This window comes from Aeromicrobium sp. WCS2018Hpa-31, from assembly GCF_031843905.1.
GTDB lineage: Bacteria > Actinomycetota > Actinomycetes > Propionibacteriales > Nocardioidaceae > Aeromicrobium.
Window position 1 is genome coordinate 248,936 of the sequence record NZ_JAVTJF010000006.1, and the last position, 17,757, is coordinate 266,692.

Sequence of the window (17,757 nt, forward strand, 5' to 3'; positions counted from 1 at the left end):
CTGCCGAGCGATCTCAGGGAGCGAGAACCGACCGGCGGCCGACTCGGCCGGACGTAGCGTCGTGGACATGGCCACCCTCCTCAGCCCCGCCCGTACCCGGGTCCCCACCCCGCCCGCGCCGCCGGCACCGCCGCTGCAGCGCGGACCGGCGGTGGTCGCCGGGGTGCTCGCCGTCGTGCTGCTCGCGGTCGTCCAGACCCAGCACGGCACGCAGAAGGCCGTGCTGCTCGCGCTGGGTCTCGGGCTGGGCGCGGCGCTGTTCCACGCGCGCTTCGGCTTCACGTCGGGCTGGCGCCAGCTGGTCGCCGTCGGCAACGGGGCGGGCGTCCGCGCGCACTCGCTGCTCCTCGGCACGGCCGCGACGCTCGGACTGCTGCTGCTCGCCTCGGGGTCCGGCCTGTTCGGCACCACCCCGGGCGGGGTGGAAGGATCGATCGGGGTGGGTCTGGTGCTCGGGTCGTTCCTGTTCGGCGTGGGCATGCAGCTCGGCGGCGCGTGCGCGTCGGGCACGCTGTTCGCCGTCGGGTCGGGCCAGAGCAGCATCCTCGTGACCCTCTTCGGGTTCGTCGTCGGGTCGGTGCTCTACACGTGGCAGTACGACCTCGTCGACGACCTGCCGGCGTGGGACCCCATCGTCCTGCAGGACCACGTCGGCTACCTGGGCGCGTGGGTGCTCACGATCGGAGCGCTCGCGCTCGTGGTGTGGGGGACCCGGGTCGTGCAGGCCCGTCGCAACCCGCCGCCCACCTCGCCGCCGCCGACGGCCCAGGGTGCGGCACGCGTGGTGCGCGGCTCCTGGTCGCCGTACGTCGGCGCGGTGGTGCTGGCCGTCCTCGCGGCCGGCGTGCTGTGGGTCTCCGGCGGCATCTGGGGCGTCACCAGTGCCTTCGCGCTGTGGGGGGCCAAGGTGCTCCAGCTGCTGGGCGCCCATCCCGAGACGTGGAGCTTCTGGCAGCAGCCCAGCCAGGCCGCCCAGCTGTCCGGCCCCGTGCTCGACGACAAGACGTCACTCACCAACCTCGGCATCATCGTCGGCGCCGCGATCGCCGCCACCCTGGCCGGCACGTACTCGCTGCGGCACCGGTTCGCGACGAAGCAGGTCCTGGCCTCGCTGATCGGTGGCGTCCTGCTGGGGATCGGCGCGCGGCTCGCGTCGGGCTGCAACATCGGCGCCTACCTCGGTGGCATCTCCACCGGCAGCCTGTCGGGCTGGATCTGGGGCCTCGTCGCGCTCGCCGGCACCTGGGTGGGTCTGCGCCTGCGGCCGTACTTCGGCCTCGACGTCCCGAAGCGGTACGACGGGGTCTGCTGACGGAGGGACGCCCTGCGCAGGGCACCTCGACGAGCTCGACGGCCGGGTGCTCAGAAGTAGTCGTGCACCGTCACCGGCCCGCGTGAGAACAGCAGGTCCCACGTGACGTCGTCGGCGTCGTCGTCGCCGACGTGTCCCAGGGCGCGCAACGCCGCCGACGTCTGCGCCCCCGCGAAGGTCAGGGCCAGCCCACCGCGGGTAAACGAGCGGCCGCTCCCGTCGCCGTCCTCGAGCCGACCCGAACCGTCGGCCAGGACGAGGGTGTGCGGTCGGCCCTCGACCACGAACGGCAGGCGCGCGTCGATGCCGGGATGCACGCGAGGGAGCGCGAGAGCCGCCGGATCGAGCACGGCGAGGGCGTAGGGCGTCGACGTGACGGGGGTGGGGTGCGCGACGCGCATGAGGTGCTGCCAGGCCGGGATGCCACTGGAGCGGAGCAGCACGTTCGGCGTGACCGACCCGAACGTCGAGAGCAGCGTCATGAGCGAGCGCAGGGCGTCCTCGTCGTCGGCCACGAGGTCCCACACCCGCAGCTCGCCGTCGGCGGCGTACCCACGACCGCGGTCCCACGACGTGTAGCCGACGACCACGCCGTCGCGCTCGGCCACGGTCACGCCGCTGACCCGGAGCGTGGGGGCCTCGGCGAACAAGGGCCCACGACGCTGGAGCGGGCCGTTGCCGCGCGAGACCACCCGGTCGTGCACGGCGCGGATGGCCTCGGCGTCGGATTCGTCGGCACGGCGCACCGACGTGGTGCCGCCGGCAGCGAGCGCCCCGGTGGGCACGCGGACGTCGTCGAGGGTGGTGACGTTCTCGTACCCGAGGCGCCGGTAGATGCCGGGGGAGGTGGCGTAGAGGGTGGAGACCAGGGCGCCACGTTGCCGCGCGGCGTCGAGCAGCGTCGTCAGCAGCGGCGTGAGGATGCCGCTGCCGCGGTGCTCGGCCGTGATCGTCACCCCACCGATGCCGGCCGTCGGCACCAGCGTGCCCCCGAACCACGAGTCGTAGGCACGGTCGAGCGCGGTGGCCACGAGGCGTCCAGCGACGAACGCACCCCACCAGGTCTTGCCCGGGGCGTGGATCGCGACCGGCGGCTCCGGGGGGTCGAACGCCCCGAACGCCTCCACGAACAAGGGACGCATGGCGGCGGTGTCGTCCTCGGTGAGTCGTCTGATCTCCATGGCATCATTCTGGCGGGGGTGGTCGGATGTCCGACATGGGGTCGTGGACCGTCAGACCTGCCTGGGGTGACGTGCTCCGAAGAGGCGAACCGCGGCAGCTGCTCTTCGTGCTGGTGCTCGTCGCCGCGCTGGGGCTGGCCGAGGGGGCCGACGGAACGCCGCTCGCCTTCCTGCTCGCCGTCGCCGCACTCGTGGTGCTCGCGTCGGGCGTCGTGCACGTGCTCAGCTCGTCGCTGACGGTGTGGGACGACCGACTCGAGCATCGCTCCTGGGGTCGCACCACGAGGGTGCACCGAGAGGGTCACGGGGGTGGCTTCGTCGTGCTGCAGGGTGGCGGGCGTCGCTGGGAGAGGTTGGTGTCGGTGGGCGACGTCTCGTCCGGGCAGTGGGTGCGGCTCAGCGACCGCACCCTATGGCGCACGGAGGACCTGCTGCGTCTGGAGGCGCAGTGGCAGCTCCCGAGACCGGCGACGATCGTCCGAGACGTCGACCTCGTCCGTCAGGGTGCTGCGGAGGTGCTGCCCTGGGGACGTCGCCGAGGCGCCCGACAGCGTGCACGCCTCGGCGAGCTGCCCTGGCGGCTCCTCGCCTGGCGTCACCGTCACGACGACACCCCTTAGGGTTGACGAGACCATAAGGGAGGCTTAGAGTCACTCTCACCAGAAGGAGGTGGGAGGAATGTCGATGACCCGGTCCCTCGACGGCCGTGCGGTCGGCCAGGTGAGCCTGGCCGTCTCGACCGTGATCTTCGCGCTGCGTCCGCACCCCGTCACCGGACTCACGACGCTCTGGCTGCCGCTCGTGCGCCGGATCCGCGAGCCGTACGCGGGGCTGTGGGCCCTCCCCGGCGGCCCGCTCGAGCCGGACGAGGATCTCGCGGCCTCGGCTCGGCACACGTTGGAGCGGACGACCGGGCTCACGCCCAGCCACCTCGAGCAGCTGTACTCCTTCGGCGCCATCGACCGCTCGCCCGAGGACCGGGTCGTCTCGATCGTCTACTGGGCGCTCGTGCGCCCCGACGAGGACGCGCGCGCCACCGACGGCGAGAACGTCGAGTGGGTCGTGGCCGACGAGGTCGAGGGACTGGCCTTCGACCACGACGCGATCCTCGGCTACGCGCTCGACCGGCTGCGGGCCAAGATCACCTACTCGCCGATCGCCTTCGCGTTCCTCACGCCAGAGTTCACCCTGGCCGACCTGCGGGCCGTGCACGAGGCCGTGCTCGGCCGGCCGCTCGACCCCGCCAACTTCCGCCGCCAGGTCCTGGCGAGCGGCACCGTCGTCCCCACCGGCTCGCACCTGACGGGTACGAGCCACCGACCTCCGGCGCTCTACCGACGCGCCGGACACCTCGAGGAGAACCGATGACCACCTCATTCGTCCCCGCTCCCGGTGGTTCCGTCCACGACGCGATCTCGGCCCGCCCGGCCGACTCGTGCGACACCGAGCTGGCCGAGGGACCCTGGGTCTTCGACCTCGTCCCGGGCTACGGCCCCGGGGCCTCCGAGGACGACGTGATCCCCGAGCCGGTCGTGCGTCCGGGTCAGCTGCCCGCGGCCTACCAGCGGATGGCCGAGCCGGAGCTGCACGAGCGCATCGGCGCCGCCAAGGAGGCGCTCGGGGACCGGCTGGTCGTCCTCGGCCACTTCTACCAGCGCGACGAGGTGGTGCAGCACGCCGACTTCGTCGGTGACTCCTTCCAGCTGGCCAACGCCGCCCTCACCCGCCCGGACGCGGAGACCATCGTGTTCTGCGGCGTGCACTTCATGGCCGAGACCGCCGACATCCTGGCCCGTCCCGGCCAGCGCGTGATCCTGCCCAACCTCGCCGCCGGCTGCTCCATGGCCGACATGGCCGACGAGGACTCCGTCGAGGGGGCGTGGGAGGAGCTCGAGGCCCTCTACGCCGACCCGGTCACGGGCATGGGCCCCGACGCCGACGGCAAGCTGCCCGTCCTCCCCGTCACCTACATGAACTCCTCCGCCGCGCTCAAGGCGTTCTGCGGACGCCACGGCGGCATCGTGTGCACGTCGTCCAACGCGTCGACCGTGCTGGAGTGGGCGTTCGAGCGGGCGCACCGGGTGCTGTTCTTCCCCGATCAGCACCTCGGCCGCAACACCGCCAAGGCGATGGGCGTCCCGCTCGAGCGGATGCCGATGTGGAACCCGCGCAAGCCGCTCGGTGGCAACACCGCCGAGGCGCTCCAGGACGCGAAGGTGCTGCTCTGGCACGGATTCTGCTCCGTGCACAAGCGGTTCACCGTCGCGCAGATCGAGAAGGCGCGCGCGGAGCACCCCGGGGTGAAGGTCGTGGTGCACCCCGAGTGCCCGATGCCCGTCGTCGACGCCGCCGACGCGGCCGGCTCCACCGACTTCATCCGGAAGTTCGTCGCCGCGAGCGAGCCGGGCGACGTGATCGCGATCGGCACCGAGGTCAACCTGGTCAACCGGCTCGCCGCCGAGCACCCCGACCGCACGATCTTCTGCCTCGACCCCGTGGTCTGCCCCTGCTCGACGATGTACCGGATCCACCCCGGCTACCTGGCGTGGGTCCTCGACGGCCTGCTCGAGGGTGAGGTGCGCAACGAGATCGTCGTCGACGACGAGGTCGCGACGCACGCCAAGGTCGCCCTCGAGCGCATGCTCGCCGCGCTCCCGAAGGACGCCTGACATGACCCGCGTGGTCGTGGTCGGCAGTGGCGTGGCGGGGCTGACCGCTGCGCTGGAGGCCCACGCCCGCGACGGCGTCGAGGTCACCCTCGTCACCAAGGCCGCGCTCGGGACCAGCAACACGGCCTGGGCCCAGGGCGGCGTGGCGGTCGTGACGGATGCGGGCGACTCGGTCGCGTCGCACGTGGCCGACACCCTCGCGGCGGGTGCGGGACTCTCCGACGACGACGCCGTGCAGGTGCTGTGCGCCGACGGTCCCGAGGCCGTCGCTGGACTGATGCGCCGGGGCGTGCTCTTCGACGTCGACGCGGGCGACCTCGCGCGCGGCCTGGAGGCTGCGCACTCGCACGCGCGCATCCTTCACGCAGGGGGCGACGCCACCGGCGCGGCCATCTCCGAGGCGCTCGTGGCGCGGATCCGCGCCGCCGGCATCGAGGTGCGCGAGCACACGATGGCCGTCGACCTGCAGCTGACGCAGGGACGGGTCTGCGGTCTGCGTCTCCTCGACGGCACGGTTCTGCCCGCCGACGCCGTGGTGCTCGCCACGGGGGGCGCGGGGCAGCTCTACCCCTTCACCACCAACCCGGCTGTCGCGACGGGTGACGGTCTGGCCATGGCGCTGCGGGCCGGCGCGGTCGCGTCGGACCTGGAGTTCTACCAGTTCCACCCCACGGCGCTCGCCGTGCCCGGCAGCCCGCTCGTGTCCGAGGCGGTGCGGGGCGAGGGTGCCGTGCTGCGCTCCGTGGACGGCCACCGGTTCATGACCGACGTGCATCCCGACGCCGAGCTCGCCCCGCGCGACGTGGTGGCTCGAGGGATCGCCGCGCAGATGGCGCGCCAGGGTGGCCTGCCCGTCCTGCTCGACGCGACGGGGCTCGGGACCGCCTTCCTGGCCCGCAGGTTCCCGACCATCGACGCCATGGTCCGGTCCCACGGGCTGGACTGGGGGACCGAGCCCGTCCCCGTGTCGCCCGCGGCGCACTACTTCATGGGTGGGGTCCGCACCGACCTGTGGGGGCGTACCTCGCTGCCGGGTCTGTACGCCGTCGGCGAGGTGGCCTGCACCGGTGTGCACGGTGCGAACCGGCTCGCCTCGAACTCCCTGCTCGAGGGTGCGGTCTTCGGTCGGCGTGTGGTCGAGGCCGTCCTCGGTGCGGCGCCCCAGGAGACGTTCGACGCCGAGTGGGCCGCACCGGTCGAGGTGCCGTCTGTGGCCACGACCGAGCCGCTCGAGCGCGCCGACCTGCAGCAGCTGCTGTGGGAGACCGCCGGCCTCAGCCGGGACGCGGCAGGCCTCGAGCGTGCCTCAGCGCTGATCGGCGCCGGCGCCGTCCCGCCGGGTGCCGACGTGAAGGCGGTCGAGGACGCGAACCTGCACGTCGTGGGCGCGGCCGTGGTGGCGTCGGCGCTGGCGCGACGCGAGTCGCGGGGCGGCCACCACCGCACCGACGCCCCCGGCACCGACCCGACGCAGGCCCGGCACAGTGCCGTCGTCCTCCCGGCGGCGCGCCTGCTGCTCGACGGGGCGCGGGAGTCGGTGCCGTGCTGAGCCGGGAGCAGGTGCAGCGCGTCGTCGACATGGCGCTCGCGGAGGACGCGCCGTTCGGCGACGTCACGTCCCAGGTCTTCGTACCGGTCGAGGCCGTGGCGCGTGGGTCCGTCGTGGCGCGGGAGCCGGGCGTCCTGGCCGGTACCGACGTGCTCCGGCAGACGTTCACGACCGTGGACCCCCGGGTCGTCGTCGAGCTGCTGGTGGCCGACGGTGAACGGTTCGCCGCCGGTGACGTGCTGGCGCGCGTGCAGGGCCCGGCGCGGGCGGTCCTGCAGGGGGAGCGGGTCGCGCTCAACCTGGTGCAGCGGATGAGCGGGATCGCCACGCTCACTTCGCGCTACGTCGAGGCCGTCGCCGGCACCGACGTGCGGGTCGTCGACACGCGCAAGACCACGCCTGGCCTGCGCGCGCTCGAGCGGCACGCGGTGCGCTGCGGGGGCGGCCACAACCACCGCTTCTCGCTCTCGGACGCGGTGATGGCCAAGGACAACCACCTCGCGCTCGTCCCGGACGTCACGGCGGCCGTCCGGGCGGCGCGCGCGACCCTCCCGCACACCATGCACGTGGAGGTCGAGGTGGACCGGCTCGACCAGGTGGAGGCCGTCCTGGCGGGTGGCGTCGACACGATCATGCTCGACAACTTCACCCTCGACGAGCTGCGCGAGGGAGTCGCGCTCGTCGCCGGCCGCGCGATCGTGGAGGCCAGCGGTGGCATCACGCTCGAGACGATCGGCGAGGTCGCACGGACGGGGGTCGACGTGATCAGCGTCGGGGCGCTGACGCACTCCGTCCGCGCGCTCGACCTGGGTCTGGACCTCGACGTCGCGCCCGGCGGGGGTGCCGGGCCGTGGGCGGCTGGAACAGCACCATGATCTATCTCGACGAGGCGGCCACGACACCGTTGCGCCGCGACGTCCTCGCCGCGATGGGCCCGTACCTCGGGCCTGCGTTCGGCAACCCGTCGAGCCACCACGAGCTCGGTGAGGCGGCTCGAGCCGGGCTCGAGCAGGCTCGCGCCGACGTCGCCGCGTCGCTGGGGGCGCGGCCGGGCGAGGTCACGTTCACGTCGGGCGGGACCGAGTCCGCGAACACCGCCGTGAAGGGGATCTGCCTGGCGCAGCCGCGCGGGAGGCACGTCGTGGTCAGCGCGGTCGAGCACCCGGCCGTGCTGGAGTCGGCGCTCTGGCTCGGACGCATCGGGTACGACGTCACGCTCCTCGACGTCGACGAGCACGGCGCGGTCGACCCCGGTGTGCTCGCGGCCGCCCTGCGCGACGACACGACCCTGGTCAGCGTGCAGCACGCGAACAACGAGGTCGGCACGGTCCAGCCGGTCGCCGACCTGGCTGCCGTCGCAGCAGAGCGTGGTGTCCCGTTCCACACCGACGCCGTGCAGTCGGCTGCCTGGCTCGACGTCGACGTCACTCGGCTGGGCGTGCAGGCCCTCAGCCTGTCGGCCCACAAGCTGGGCGGTCCGAAGGGCGCGGGCGTGCTGTGGGTCCGGCGGGGCACGCGGTTCGAGCCGCTCGTGCACGGCGGAGGTCAGCAGGACGGACGACGATCGGGTACCGAGGACGTGCCCGGCGCGGTGGGTCTGGCTGCTGCCCTGCGCCTGGCTCGTGGCGGCCCGTCGACGGCCGAGGAGGTCGCGGCGCGCCGTGACCGCTTCGTCGCGGCCGTGCTGGCCGGCGTCCCCGGTGCACGTCTCACCGGCCACCCCACGTCGCGGCTGCCCGGCCACGCGTCCTTCGTGCTGCCCGGACGGTCGGGGGAGTCGGTCCTGCTGGACCTCGAGCGGCGCGGCATCGTGTGCTCCAGCGGCTCGGCCTGCCACGCGGGCAGCGACGAGCCCAGCCACGTGCTGACGGCCATGGGTCTGGAGCGCGAGGTGGCTCAGACGGCGCTGCGCTTCACCTTCGGTGTGGCGGTGACCGACCACCAGCTCGCCGAGGCCGCCGACGCCCTGGTCGACGTCGTCGGGTGAGCCGGGGCCGGACCCTCGGGTCGGGCGTCAGGTCGTGGTGCGGGAGCGACGTGTCGCCCGGAGCGCGAGAAGTCCGGCTGCGCCCCAGAGGGCGAACCACGGGTCCCAGAGCGCAGCGTGCCAGCGGATCGCCCTGAGGTCGGCGCTGTCGGAGGAGCTGATCAGGTCGAGGGCCACGGCGGCGTTGCCGACGGTCATGAGTGCCCCGTAGACCAGCAGCGCCCCGGCGGCGAGGGCGGCCAGGCGGTGGAACCGGCCGTGCAGCACCGCGACGACGACCAGCGCCACGACGACGAGCTTGGCGACCACGACCGCGGCCAGTGCAGCGAGCACTCCGGCGCCCCGGTCGGTGCCCCACGACACGAACGGCTCGCCGACCGTGTCGAGCAGCCAGGTCGAGCCGAGCAGCCAGAGCAGGCTGATCCCGGCGTGAGCCGCCCCCAGCACGGTGGCCACCACCAGCCACCCGCGTGGCGCCGACGTCTGCACGGTGCTCATGGACCACCCCCGACGGGAGCGTACCTGCCGGCCTCGGGGCCAGTGACTACGCTGGGAGAGCCATGACCTCGTCCGATCCCTCCTCGAGCCTCGACGCCGTGTACCTCGACCACGCGGCCACGACGCCGATGCATCCCGAGGCCGCCGCGGTGCTCGCCGACCAGCTCGCCCGCACGGGCAACGCATCGAGCCTGCACACGTCGGGTCGGGCGGCCCGGCGCGTGGTCGAGGAGTCGCGCGAGGTGATCGCCGAGTGTCTCGGCGCACGGCCCAGCGAGGTGGTGTTCACGTCCGGGGGGACGGAGGCCAACAACCTCGCGATCAAGGGTCTCTACTGGGCGCGGCACGACGAGTCCTCGGCGCGGGACCGCGTCCTGTTCAGCTCCATCGAGCACCACGCCCTGCTCGACCCCGTGACCTGGCTGGCGGCGCACGAGGGCGCCCGCATCGACACGACCCCCGTGGACCGTCAGGGCCGGGTCGTCGTCGACGCCCTGCGCGGTCAGATCGAGTCCGACCCGGCGTCGGTGGCCGTCGTGACGACCATGTGGGCCAACAACGAGATGGGCACGATCCAGCCCGTGGCCGACGTCGTGGCCCTGGCTCGCGAGCACGGCATCCCGGTCCACAGCGACGCCGTCCAGGCCGCGGGCTACCTCCCGCTCGACTTCGCCGGCTCGCACCTGGACGCCATGACCGTCACGGCCCACAAGCTCGGGGGGCCGGTCGGCGTCGGAGCGCTGCTGGTGCGCCGCGAGGTGACACCGGTGCCGCTGGTCCACGGCGGCGGCCAGGAGCGCGACCTCCGCTCGGGCACCGTCGGCGTGGCGCTCATCGCCTCCTTCGCCCGGGCGCTGGAGCTCACGGTGCACCGCCAGGCGGAGGTCTCGGCACGCATCGAGGGGCTGAGGCGGCGGCTCGTCGACGGCATCGGGCGGATCGTTCCCGACGCGATCGTCAACGGGGACCCGGAGCCCGGGCCGGACCACCGTCTGCCCAACATCGCGCACGTGACGTTCCCGGGGTGCGAGGGCGACGCGATGCTCATGCTGCTCGACGCGCAGGGGGTGGAGGTGTCCACCGGCTCCGCCTGCCAGGCCGGGGTTCCCCAGCCCAGCCACGTGCTGCTCGCGATGGGCTACGACGACGCCGCGGCTCGCGGTTCGCTGCGGCTGAGCCTCGGCCACACCAGCACCGAGGCCGACGTCGACCGGCTGCTCGCGGTGCTGCCCCAGGTGCACGAGCGTGCCGTCCGCGCCTCTCTCGTGCGGAGCCGTTGATGGCCCGCCTCGTCGCGGCCATGTCCGGGGGTGTCGACTCGGCCGTGGCGGCCGCGCGTGCCGTCGACGCCGGCCACGACGTGACCGGGGTGCACCTGGCCCTGAGCCGCAACCCCCGGTCGTACCGGTCCGGTGCCCGTGGGTGCTGCTCCATCGAGGACGCCGGCGACGCCCGACGTGCCGCCGACGCGCTGGGCATCCCGTTCTACGTGTGGGACATGAGCGCCGAGTTCGCCGACGAGGTGGTCGACGACTTCGTCTCCGAGTACGCCGCGGGTCGGACCCCCAACCCGTGTCTGCGCTGCAACGAGAAGATCAAGTTCGCGGCCGTGCTCGACCGCGCCCTCGCGCTCGGCTTCGACGGCGTGGTGACGGGGCACTACGCGCAGCTGAGCACCGCGACCGACGGCACGGTCGAGATGCACCGCTCGGAGGACGCCGGCAAGGACCAGAGCTACGTGCTGGGCGTGCTCACGCAGGACCAGCTGCGTCACTCGCACTTCCCCCTCGGCGGCTCGGTCAAGACCGACGTCCGCGACGAGGCGGCACGGCGCGGCCTGCAGGTCGCCACCAAGCCCGACAGCCACGACATCTGCTTCGTCGCCGACGGTGACAACGCCGGTTGGCTGGCCGAGAAGCTGGGACCGCGACCGGGCGTGGTCGTCGACGAGCAGGGTGCGGTGCTGCGCGAGCACGACGGTGCCTACGCCTACACGATCGGACAGCGGCGCGGTCTGCGTCTCGGCGTCCCGGCTGACGACGGCAAGCCACGCTTCGTGCTCGACATCGAGCCCGTCTCCGGCACGGTCACCGTCGGTCCGCGCGAGCACCTGCTCGTCGACACCCTCGAGGCGGACCGACCGCTGTGGTGCGGAGCCGCGCCCGACGGACCGCTGGAGTGCACGGTGCAGCTGCGCGCCCACGGTGCCGAGCACCGGGCGGTCGTGGAGGTGCTCGACGACGGCCGGGTGCACGTCGACCTCGTCGACCCCGCCGAGGGCATCGCCCCCGGTCAGGCCGCCGTGGTCTACGTCGGGACCCGCGTGGTCGGGTCGGCCACGATCACCGCGACGAGCCGCAGCAGCACCCCCTCCGGGCCCGTGCGGTGAGGGCCACGGGCGTCGGCTCGATGCCGGGGGAGGACTACGCCGAGTCGGTCAAGGCCGTGCTCGGCACGCTCGACGACCTGGCCTTCGTCCCCGAGCTGCCGGCTCGAGGCGTCGGCGCGCAGATGATCGGCCGTTCGCTCGCGTTCCTGGAGGGGCTGGGGGCGGACCTGCAGCCCGGTGGATGGCGGCTGCTCGACGCGTCGGGCGTGGACCACCGTCGCGCCAGGTCGCTGCTCGCCCAGGACCTCGACGTCGTGGAGGAGCTGGCGCAGGGCCGGCAGGGTGCCGTCAAGCAGCAGGTCGCCGGGCCGTGGACGCTCGCTGCGACCGTGGAGCTGCAGCGGGGGGAGAAGGTGCTCTCGGACCACGGAGCACGGCGCGACCTCGCCCACGCGCTCGCGTCGGGCCTCACCGACCACGTCGCGTCGCTGCGCCGCCGGTTCCCCGGCGCCGAGCTGGTGCTGCAGGTGGACGAGCCGTTGCTTCCGGCCGTGCTGTCCGCCCAGGTCCCGACCTCGTCGGGCTTCGGGCGCTACCGCACCGTGCACCCGCCGGAGGCCGACGCCCTGCTGCGGGTCGTCGTCGACGCGGTGCGGGCGGCGGGAGCGAGGCCGGTCGTGCACTCGTGCGCTCCGGACCTGCCCGTCACCCTGCTCCGCGGCGCGGGCTTCGACGCGATCTCCTTCGACCTGTCGCTCGACACCTCCTCCGGAGGCGACGCCTGGGCCGAGGCGTTCGAGGCGGGGACGGACCTGTGGCCCGGCATCCTCCCGTCGACCGACGCCATGCTCGACCCGGCCGCGTCCCGTCGCACGCTCGAGGCGTGGTTCGACCGTCTGGGCTTCGCCGAGGACGCCTGGCACGACCGGGTGGTCGTCACGCCGTCCTGCGGCCTGGCCGGGGCCACCCCGGCCCACGCCCGCCAGGTGCTGGCCGAGCTCGCCGCCCTCGCGGGCTGACCACCGTCGAGGGCGCTGCGGCTACCCTCTGTGCGGCTCACGTAGGCCTTCGCTGCCCGCGGTTGCGTGCGACCTGCTGCTGCGTGGCTCGGGTGGGTACGTCCTTGCTGCTGCGCGGCTCCGGCTGGGCTTTCGCATGCTGCTGCGTCGCTGCGGCTGCGAGTCGGCTCGGTCTCCGAGAGGGCCTCGACCGGACCGGTGGGTCTCGACCCGGGCGGGCCTGCGGGGCGCAGCCACGATTCTCCCTCTGCGCGTGATCCACGCACGATGCTTCCTTCGCGTGGACCGTGCCTCACGAAGGAAGAACCGTGGCGACGAAAACGGCCCCGTAATGGCAGGGATTCTCCCTTCTCGTGGAACGGTCCGCGCAGAAGGAGAATCCCTGCCCACCCGCCGCGGACCGAAGCCCCGCTGGACGCAGGATTCTGCCTTCGCGTGCAGAAGCCCGAACGATGCTGCGTACACGACGGGATCCGAACACGAATGCAGCATCCTTCGACTCTTCATGCACGAACGCAGAACCTTGCGTCCCCCGAGCCACGCTCCGAGAGACCGACCGAGCCCGGACCCCTCCGCCGGTCGAGGCCCTCTCGGAGACCGAGCCGACTCGCAGCCGCAGCGACGCAGCAGCAATCGAGGGCCCAGCCGGGAAGCGCAGCAGTGAGCGAGAGCCCCGCCGGGGAAGCGCACCAGCGAAGGTTCAGCCGCAGCGACGCAGCGCCATGGCTCTCACACGATCTCGTCGCGGGCCGGACGACTGCCGAGCCGCACGACCGCGATGCCGACGACCACGGCCACGCCGCACACCACGTCGGCCGTGAGCCCGTCGAGGGCGAAGAACCCCACGAGCCCGGCCACCACGAGGAGAGCGCCGAGGACGATCGGGACGAGACGTCGAGTGCTCATGCGTCCACCGTGCCAGGTCGTCGGCACCGGTGCACCCCGCGACTCGCGGCGCACGTGTCGGCGGGCGCCGATATCGTCTGACGCATGAGCGACGACGACCTGCGGCAGCGGCACAAGGAGCTGGCCGAGCAGGTCGACGAGCACCGCCAGCGCTACCACCGCGACGATGCGCCGACCATCTCCGACGGCGAGTACGACGCCCTCGTGCGCGAGCTCGAGACGCTGGAGGAGCAGCTGCCCGAGCTCCGCACGCCCGACTCGCCCACCCAGCAGGTGGGCGGCATGGTCTCCTCCTCGTTCGAGGCCTACGAGCACCGTGAGCGGATGCTCAGCCTCGACAACGCGTTCAGCCGCGAGGAGCTCGAGGCCTGGTACGGGCGGCTCGAGCGCGACGGCGCGGGCGACGCCGAGTTCCTGTGCGAGCTCAAGGTCGACGGCCTCGCCATCAGCCTGACCTACGAGGACGGTGTCCTCACCCGCGGTGTCACCCGTGGCGACGGTCGGGTGGGGGAGGACGTCACCGAGAACGTCCGCACGATCAAGGCGATCCCGCACCGTCTCTCCGCGACGGACGAGTTCCCGGTGCCCGCCTACGTCGAGGTCCGGGGCGAGGTCTACTTCCCCACGCAGGCGTTCGACGACTTCAACGCTGCCTGGGCCGAGGCCGGCAACAACCCGTTCGCCAACCCGCGCAACGCCGCGGCCGGCACCCTGCGCATGAAGGACTCCTCGGTCACGGCCTCGCGGCCGCTGTCCATGGTCTGCCACGGCCTCGGCTACCGCGAGGGCTTCCGGCCCGAGCGGCAGTCCGAGGCCTACGACGCGCTGAAGGCATGGGGACTACCGACGTCGGACCGGGCCAGGGTCGTCACCGGCCTCGACGCGGTCCAGGAGTTCATCGAGCACTACGGCGAGCACCGCCACGACGTCGAGCACGACATCGACGGAGTGGTGGTCAAGGTCGACCAGGTGGCGCTGCAGGGACGCCTGGGCTCCACCTCCCGCGCGCCGCGATGGGCGATCGCGTTCAAGTACCCGCCGGAGGAGGTCAACACCCGGCTCAAGGACATCCTCGTGAACGTGGGCCGCACGGGCCGCGTCACGCCCTTCGGGCTCATGGAGCCGGCCAAGGTGGCCGGGTCCACGGTCGAGATGGCCACGCTGCACAACCAGCACGAGGTCAAGCGCAAGGGCGTGCTCATCGGCGACATGGTGGTGCTGCGCAAGGCCGGTGACGTGATCCCCGAGATCGTCGGGCCCGTCGTCGCGCTGCGCGACGGCACCGAGCGCGAGTTCGTCATGCCCACCGAGTGCCCGTCCTGCGGCACGCCCCTGGCCCCGGCCAAGGAGGGCGACGCCGACATCCGGTGTCCCAACCAGCGCTCCTGCCCGTCGCAGCTGCGGGAGCGACTCACCCACGTGGGCAGCCGTGGAGCGTTCGACATCGAGGTGTTCGGCTGGGAGGGCGCCGTGGCGTTGCTCGAGTCCGGGGTGCTCGTCGACGAGGGCGGACTCTTCGCTCTGACCGAGCAGCAGCTGCTCACCGTGCCGCTCTACCGCCGAGCGGCGAAGAAGGCGGAGAAGGAGGCGGTGGCCGCCGGAGCGCCGGACGCCCCGGTCCTGGGTCCGGACGACACCGTGCTCTCCACCAACGGTCGCAAGTTCCTCGACGGTCTGGAGAAGGCGAAGACCCAGCCGCTGTGGCGGGTGCTCGTGGCCCTGTCCATCCGCCACGTCGGTCCCACGGCAGCACGGGCGCTCGCCACCGAGTTCGTCACCATGGAGGCCATCCGCACGGCCAGCGCCGAGGAGCTCGCGGCGGCCGAGGGCGTCGGTCCCACGATCGCCGACGCCGTCGTGGACTGGTTCACCGTCGACTGGCACCGCGGCATCGTCGATGCGTGGGAGGCCGCGGGCGTCCGCATGGCCGACGAGCGCGACGACAGCATCGTGCGCACGCTCGAGGGTCTCACCGTGGTCGTCACCGGGTCCCTGCAGGACTTCACCCGCGACTCCGTCAAGGAGGCGATCATCGCCCACGGCGGCAAGGCATCGGGCTCGGTGAGCAAGAAGACCGACTACGTGGTCGTCGGGGACAGTCCGGGCTCCAAGGCCGAGAAGGCCGAGCAGCTGGGCGTCCCGATCCTCGACGAGGACGGCTTCAAGAAGCTGCTCGCCGACGGGCCTCCTGCGGCCGAGGACGACGACTCCGACGTGGACGACGGTGCCCACGACGAGGACGGGGCCGACGCGCCGGACGCCGAGGGTGAGGCCTGACCGTGCTGGAGCTTCGTCCGAGCTGTGAGTGCTGCGACGTCGACCTGGCGCCCACGAGCCGCGACGTCTTCATCTGCACCTACGAGTGCACGTGGTGCCGCGACTGCGCCGAGGGCCGGCTCGACCTCACGTGCCCGAACTGCGGCGGCGAGCTCGTCCGCCGGCCGGCCCCGTCGCCCTCCAGGCTCGTGGCGCACCCGCCGTCGACGACACGGGTGCACGTTCCGGACTGCCTGACCCGGACGTGACGATCTCCTCCGTCCGGTTGTCCTGACTCAGCCCAGCAGAAGGCGCTGCAGGGCGCGGGCGACCTGGCTCGTGATGGCCGCGTCCTCGTATCCGGTCTTGTGCACGGTGTAGTCGGTGCCCCCATCGGCGTCACACACTACGTCGCGGGTCAGGCAGGCATCCACCGTCCGGTCGGCGAGCGCACCGAGGTCCGGACCGGCGCCCAGGCTGCCGTCGAGCGTGGCCTCCGAACCAGGGAGGTCCGGACGGATGAACGGGGCATCCGGGTCGTGCCGCGGGCTGCCGATGAGCGCGAGCGCGTCGACGCGACGGGCGAGTGCGGGCCGGTCGGCGAGCGTCTCCTGGGCGATCTGTGCGCCCTGGCTGAAGCCGACGACCGCCAGTCGTGCCTCCGGGCAGTCCCGGACCGACGCGGTGAGCCGGCGGGCCAGCAGCCGTCGGCCCTGGTCGACGTCGGCCTCGTAGACGTCGACGTCGGAGGCGTCACGGCTGCGGTGCCGGACCGCGTCGACGTCGATGTCGTCCACGCCCTTCTCGGCGAGCCGCTCCTCGAGGTCGGTGACCACCCCGTCGACCTCGGTGCCCAGGCCACGGTTCTTGTCGAGCGACTGCGACTGCCCACGGACCCCGACGACCTGCACCTGGGGGCACCCGTCGGCGGCCTCAGGGAGTCCGTCGTTCCCGGCCGCGGAGCACCCCGTCAGCACGAGGACGCAGGCGACCAGGGGCAGGAGCAGGCGGGGGAAGGGGGGCATCCCTCGAGCATGGCAGGCGGCCGACGAGGTGCCCGCGGGTGCCTCCGCCCTCCCACGGCTCGGCCGCGCCGGTCCGGCGGGCGCGACCGACGAGCGGCACTCAGTCCACGTCGGCGTCGTCCGGGTCGAAGAGGTCGGCCGCCGCGCCCACGACGAGCGGGTCGGGGATGCGGACGACCTCGTGGTCCTTGCCGGGGTAGTCGAAGCGGTGCAGCACGTGGCGCATGGCCTCCAAGCGGGCACGCTTCTTGTCGTTGCTCTTCACGACCGTCCAGGGGGAGTGCTTCGTGTCCGTCCTGCGGAACATCGCCTCCTTGGCCTCGGTGTAGGCGTCCCACTTGTCGAGGGAGGCGAGGTCCATGGGCGAGAGCTTCCACTGCCGCACCGGATCGATCTGGCGGATCGTGAACCGGGTCAGCTGCTCGGCGCGCGAGACCGAGAACCAGAACTTCACGACGTGGATGCCGTCGTTGACGAGCATCTTCTCGAACGCCGGCGCCTGCTTGAGGAACTCGGTGTACTGGTCGGGCGTGCAGAAGCCCATCACCCGCTCGACACCGGCGCGGTTGTACCAGGACCGGTCGAAGAACGTGAGCTCGCCGGTCGTGGGCAGGTGGTGGACGTAGCGCTGGAAGTACCACTGGCCCTGCTCGCGCTCGGTCGGCTTCACGAGGGCCACCACACGGGCGCCGCGCGGGTTGAGGTTCTCGGTGAACCGCTTGATCGTGCCGCCCTTGCCGGCCGCGTCGCGTCCCTCGAACACCATCACGACCCGCTGCCCGGTGTCCTTCACCCAGCGCTGCAGCTTGATCAGCTCGATCTGCAGCAGCCGCTTCTCCAGGTCGTACGTCGTGCGGTCGAGGCGCTCGCCGTAGGGGTAGCCCTCGCGCCAGGTGTCCACCGGCACGCCGGAGGGATCCAGGAGCACGGGGTCGTCGTCGTCGGAGTCGTCGACGGTGAAGTCGGTGAGGTGCTGGGCGGCCACGGTGTCGATCACGAGCGGGAGGCTAGGGGAGCGTGGTGAAC

General features: G+C 72.8%; 17 protein-coding genes. 12 read left to right on the top strand and 5 right to left on the bottom strand.

Annotated elements, in window-relative coordinates:
• The first annotated feature begins 67 nt into the window (after positions 1-67).
• Positions 68-1,312 carry a YeeE/YedE family protein gene (locus RQG84_RS09935; RefSeq protein ID WP_311209905.1) on the top strand — a complete coding sequence of 415 codons (1,245 nt, stop codon included), beginning with the start codon at positions 68-70 and terminating at the stop codon, positions 1,310-1,312.
• A gap of 50 nt (positions 1,313-1,362) precedes the next feature.
• On the opposite strand, the gene eis is transcribed toward RQG84_RS09935, so the two are convergent.
• Positions 1,363-2,493: a GNAT family N-acetyltransferase gene (gene eis, locus RQG84_RS09940; protein WP_311209906.1), complete on the bottom strand. Its 1,131-nt coding sequence runs from the start codon at positions 2,491-2,493 to the stop codon at positions 1,363-1,365.
• A 35-nt stretch (positions 2,494-2,528) separates the two neighbouring features.
• Between eis and RQG84_RS09945 the strand changes: the two genes are divergently transcribed.
• The 6 genes from RQG84_RS09945 (at position 2,529) to RQG84_RS09970 (ending at position 8,698) form a co-directional block, all read left to right on the top strand.
• Positions 2,529-3,113 (top strand): hypothetical protein, encoded by a 585-nt coding sequence (locus RQG84_RS09945; RefSeq protein ID WP_311209907.1) that lies wholly within the window; start codon positions 2,529-2,531, stop codon positions 3,111-3,113.
• Between the two features lie 64 nt (positions 3,114-3,177).
• Positions 3,178-3,861: an NrtR DNA-binding winged helix domain-containing protein gene (locus RQG84_RS09950; protein WP_311209908.1), complete on the top strand. Its 684-nt coding sequence runs from the start codon at positions 3,178-3,180 to the stop codon at positions 3,859-3,861.
• Positions 3,858-5,162 (top strand): quinolinate synthase NadA, encoded by a 1,305-nt coding sequence (gene nadA / locus RQG84_RS09955; protein ID WP_311209909.1) that lies wholly within the window; start codon positions 3,858-3,860, stop codon positions 5,160-5,162. Before RQG84_RS09950 ends, nadA begins: the two co-directional genes overlap by 4 nt.
• A gap of 1 nt (position 5,163) precedes the next feature.
• Positions 5,164-6,711 (top strand): L-aspartate oxidase, encoded by a 1,548-nt coding sequence (gene nadB / locus RQG84_RS09960; RefSeq protein ID WP_311209910.1) that lies wholly within the window; start codon positions 5,164-5,166, stop codon positions 6,709-6,711.
• On the top strand, positions 6,705-7,586 hold the full coding sequence (gene nadC, locus RQG84_RS09965; RefSeq protein ID WP_311209911.1) for a carboxylating nicotinate-nucleotide diphosphorylase: 882 nt from the start codon (positions 6,705-6,707) through the stop codon (positions 7,584-7,586). Before nadB ends, nadC begins: the two co-directional genes overlap by 7 nt.
• Positions 7,583-8,698: a cysteine desulfurase family protein gene (locus RQG84_RS09970; RefSeq protein WP_311209912.1), complete on the top strand. Its 1,116-nt coding sequence runs from the start codon at positions 7,583-7,585 to the stop codon at positions 8,696-8,698. The genes nadC and RQG84_RS09970 overlap by 4 nt, the downstream gene beginning before the upstream one ends.
• Positions 8,699-8,725: 27 nt before the next feature.
• Here the strand turns inward: RQG84_RS09970 and RQG84_RS09975 are convergent, their stop codons facing one another.
• Positions 8,726-9,196, bottom strand: a complete 471-nt coding sequence (locus RQG84_RS09975; RefSeq protein ID WP_311209913.1) for a DUF3995 domain-containing protein — start codon at positions 9,194-9,196, stop codon at positions 8,726-8,728.
• Positions 9,197-9,258: 62 nt separating this feature from the next.
• Here RQG84_RS09975 and RQG84_RS09980 point away from each other — a divergent pair, with 62 nt between their 5' ends.
• The 3 genes from RQG84_RS09980 to RQG84_RS09990 are packed head-to-tail and all read left to right on the top strand — an operon-like array spanning position 9,259 to position 12,544.
• Complete coding sequence (locus RQG84_RS09980; protein ID WP_311209914.1) at positions 9,259-10,476, top strand: cysteine desulfurase family protein; 1,218 nt, start codon at positions 9,259-9,261, stop codon at positions 10,474-10,476.
• On the top strand, positions 10,476-11,585 hold the full coding sequence (mnmA, locus tag RQG84_RS09985) for a tRNA 2-thiouridine(34) synthase MnmA (RefSeq protein WP_311209915.1): 1,110 nt from the start codon (positions 10,476-10,478) through the stop codon (positions 11,583-11,585). Before RQG84_RS09980 ends, mnmA begins: the two co-directional genes overlap by 1 nt.
• Positions 11,582-12,544 (top strand): methionine synthase, encoded by a 963-nt coding sequence (locus tag RQG84_RS09990; RefSeq protein WP_311209916.1) that lies wholly within the window; start codon positions 11,582-11,584, stop codon positions 12,542-12,544. Before mnmA ends, RQG84_RS09990 begins: the two co-directional genes overlap by 4 nt.
• A 729-nt stretch (positions 12,545-13,273) precedes the next feature.
• Here RQG84_RS09990 and RQG84_RS09995 read toward each other — a convergent pair.
• The gene (locus RQG84_RS09995; RefSeq protein ID WP_156364755.1) at positions 13,274-13,450 is read right to left on the bottom strand and encodes a hypothetical protein; all 177 of its coding nucleotides are present in this window, start codon (positions 13,448-13,450) and stop codon (positions 13,274-13,276) included.
• A gap of 84 nt (positions 13,451-13,534) precedes the next feature.
• Here RQG84_RS09995 and ligA point away from each other — a divergent pair, with 84 nt between their 5' ends.
• The gene (gene ligA, locus RQG84_RS10000; protein WP_311209917.1) at positions 13,535-15,727 is read left to right on the top strand and encodes an NAD-dependent DNA ligase LigA; all 2,193 of its coding nucleotides are present in this window, start codon (positions 13,535-13,537) and stop codon (positions 15,725-15,727) included.
• A 2-nt stretch (positions 15,728-15,729) separates the two neighbouring features.
• Entirely contained in the window at positions 15,730-15,975 is a 246-nt protein-coding gene (locus tag RQG84_RS10005; protein ID WP_311209918.1) for a DUF1272 domain-containing protein, read from the top strand.
• Between the two features lie 27 nt (positions 15,976-16,002).
• On the opposite strand, the gene RQG84_RS10010 is transcribed toward RQG84_RS10005, so the two are convergent.
• Both RQG84_RS10010 and ppk2 read right to left on the bottom strand, forming a co-directional pair.
• Positions 16,003-16,731 (bottom strand): cutinase family protein, encoded by a 729-nt coding sequence (locus RQG84_RS10010; protein ID WP_311209919.1) that lies wholly within the window; start codon positions 16,729-16,731, stop codon positions 16,003-16,005.
• Positions 16,732-16,831: 100 nt separating this feature from the next.
• On the bottom strand, positions 16,832-17,728 hold the full coding sequence (gene ppk2, locus RQG84_RS10015) for a polyphosphate kinase 2 (protein WP_200914534.1): 897 nt from the start codon (positions 17,726-17,728) through the stop codon (positions 16,832-16,834).
• Between the last annotated feature and the right edge of the window lie 29 nt (positions 17,729-17,757).

Coding starts and splice junctions, on each gene's coding strand:
- RQG84_RS09980 (WP_311209914.1), top strand. CDS start 9,259: ATGACCTCGTCCGATCCCTCCTCGAGCCTCGACGCCGTGTACCTCGAC.
- RQG84_RS09975 (WP_311209913.1), bottom strand. CDS start 9,196: ATGAGCACCGTGCAGACGTCGGCGCCACGCGGGTGGCTGGTGGTGGCC.
- RQG84_RS09970 (WP_311209912.1), top strand. CDS start 7,583: ATGATCTATCTCGACGAGGCGGCCACGACACCGTTGCGCCGCGACGTC.
- nadB (WP_311209910.1), top strand. CDS start 5,164: ATGACCCGCGTGGTCGTGGTCGGCAGTGGCGTGGCGGGGCTGACCGCT.
- RQG84_RS10010 (WP_311209919.1), bottom strand. CDS start 16,731: ATGCCCCCCTTCCCCCGCCTGCTCCTGCCCCTGGTCGCCTGCGTCCTC.
- eis (WP_311209906.1), bottom strand. CDS start 2,493: ATGGAGATCAGACGACTCACCGAGGACGACACCGCCGCCATGCGTCCC.
- RQG84_RS09935 (WP_311209905.1), top strand. CDS start 68: ATGGCCACCCTCCTCAGCCCCGCCCGTACCCGGGTCCCCACCCCGCCC.
- RQG84_RS09945 (WP_311209907.1), top strand. CDS start 2,529: ATGGGGTCGTGGACCGTCAGACCTGCCTGGGGTGACGTGCTCCGAAGA.
- ligA (WP_311209917.1), top strand. CDS start 13,535: ATGAGCGACGACGACCTGCGGCAGCGGCACAAGGAGCTGGCCGAGCAG.
- RQG84_RS09995 (WP_156364755.1), bottom strand. CDS start 13,450: ATGAGCACTCGACGTCTCGTCCCGATCGTCCTCGGCGCTCTCCTCGTG.
- mnmA (WP_311209915.1), top strand. CDS start 10,476: ATGGCCCGCCTCGTCGCGGCCATGTCCGGGGGTGTCGACTCGGCCGTG.
- RQG84_RS09950 (WP_311209908.1), top strand. CDS start 3,178: ATGACCCGGTCCCTCGACGGCCGTGCGGTCGGCCAGGTGAGCCTGGCC.
- nadA (WP_311209909.1), top strand. CDS start 3,858: ATGACCACCTCATTCGTCCCCGCTCCCGGTGGTTCCGTCCACGACGCG.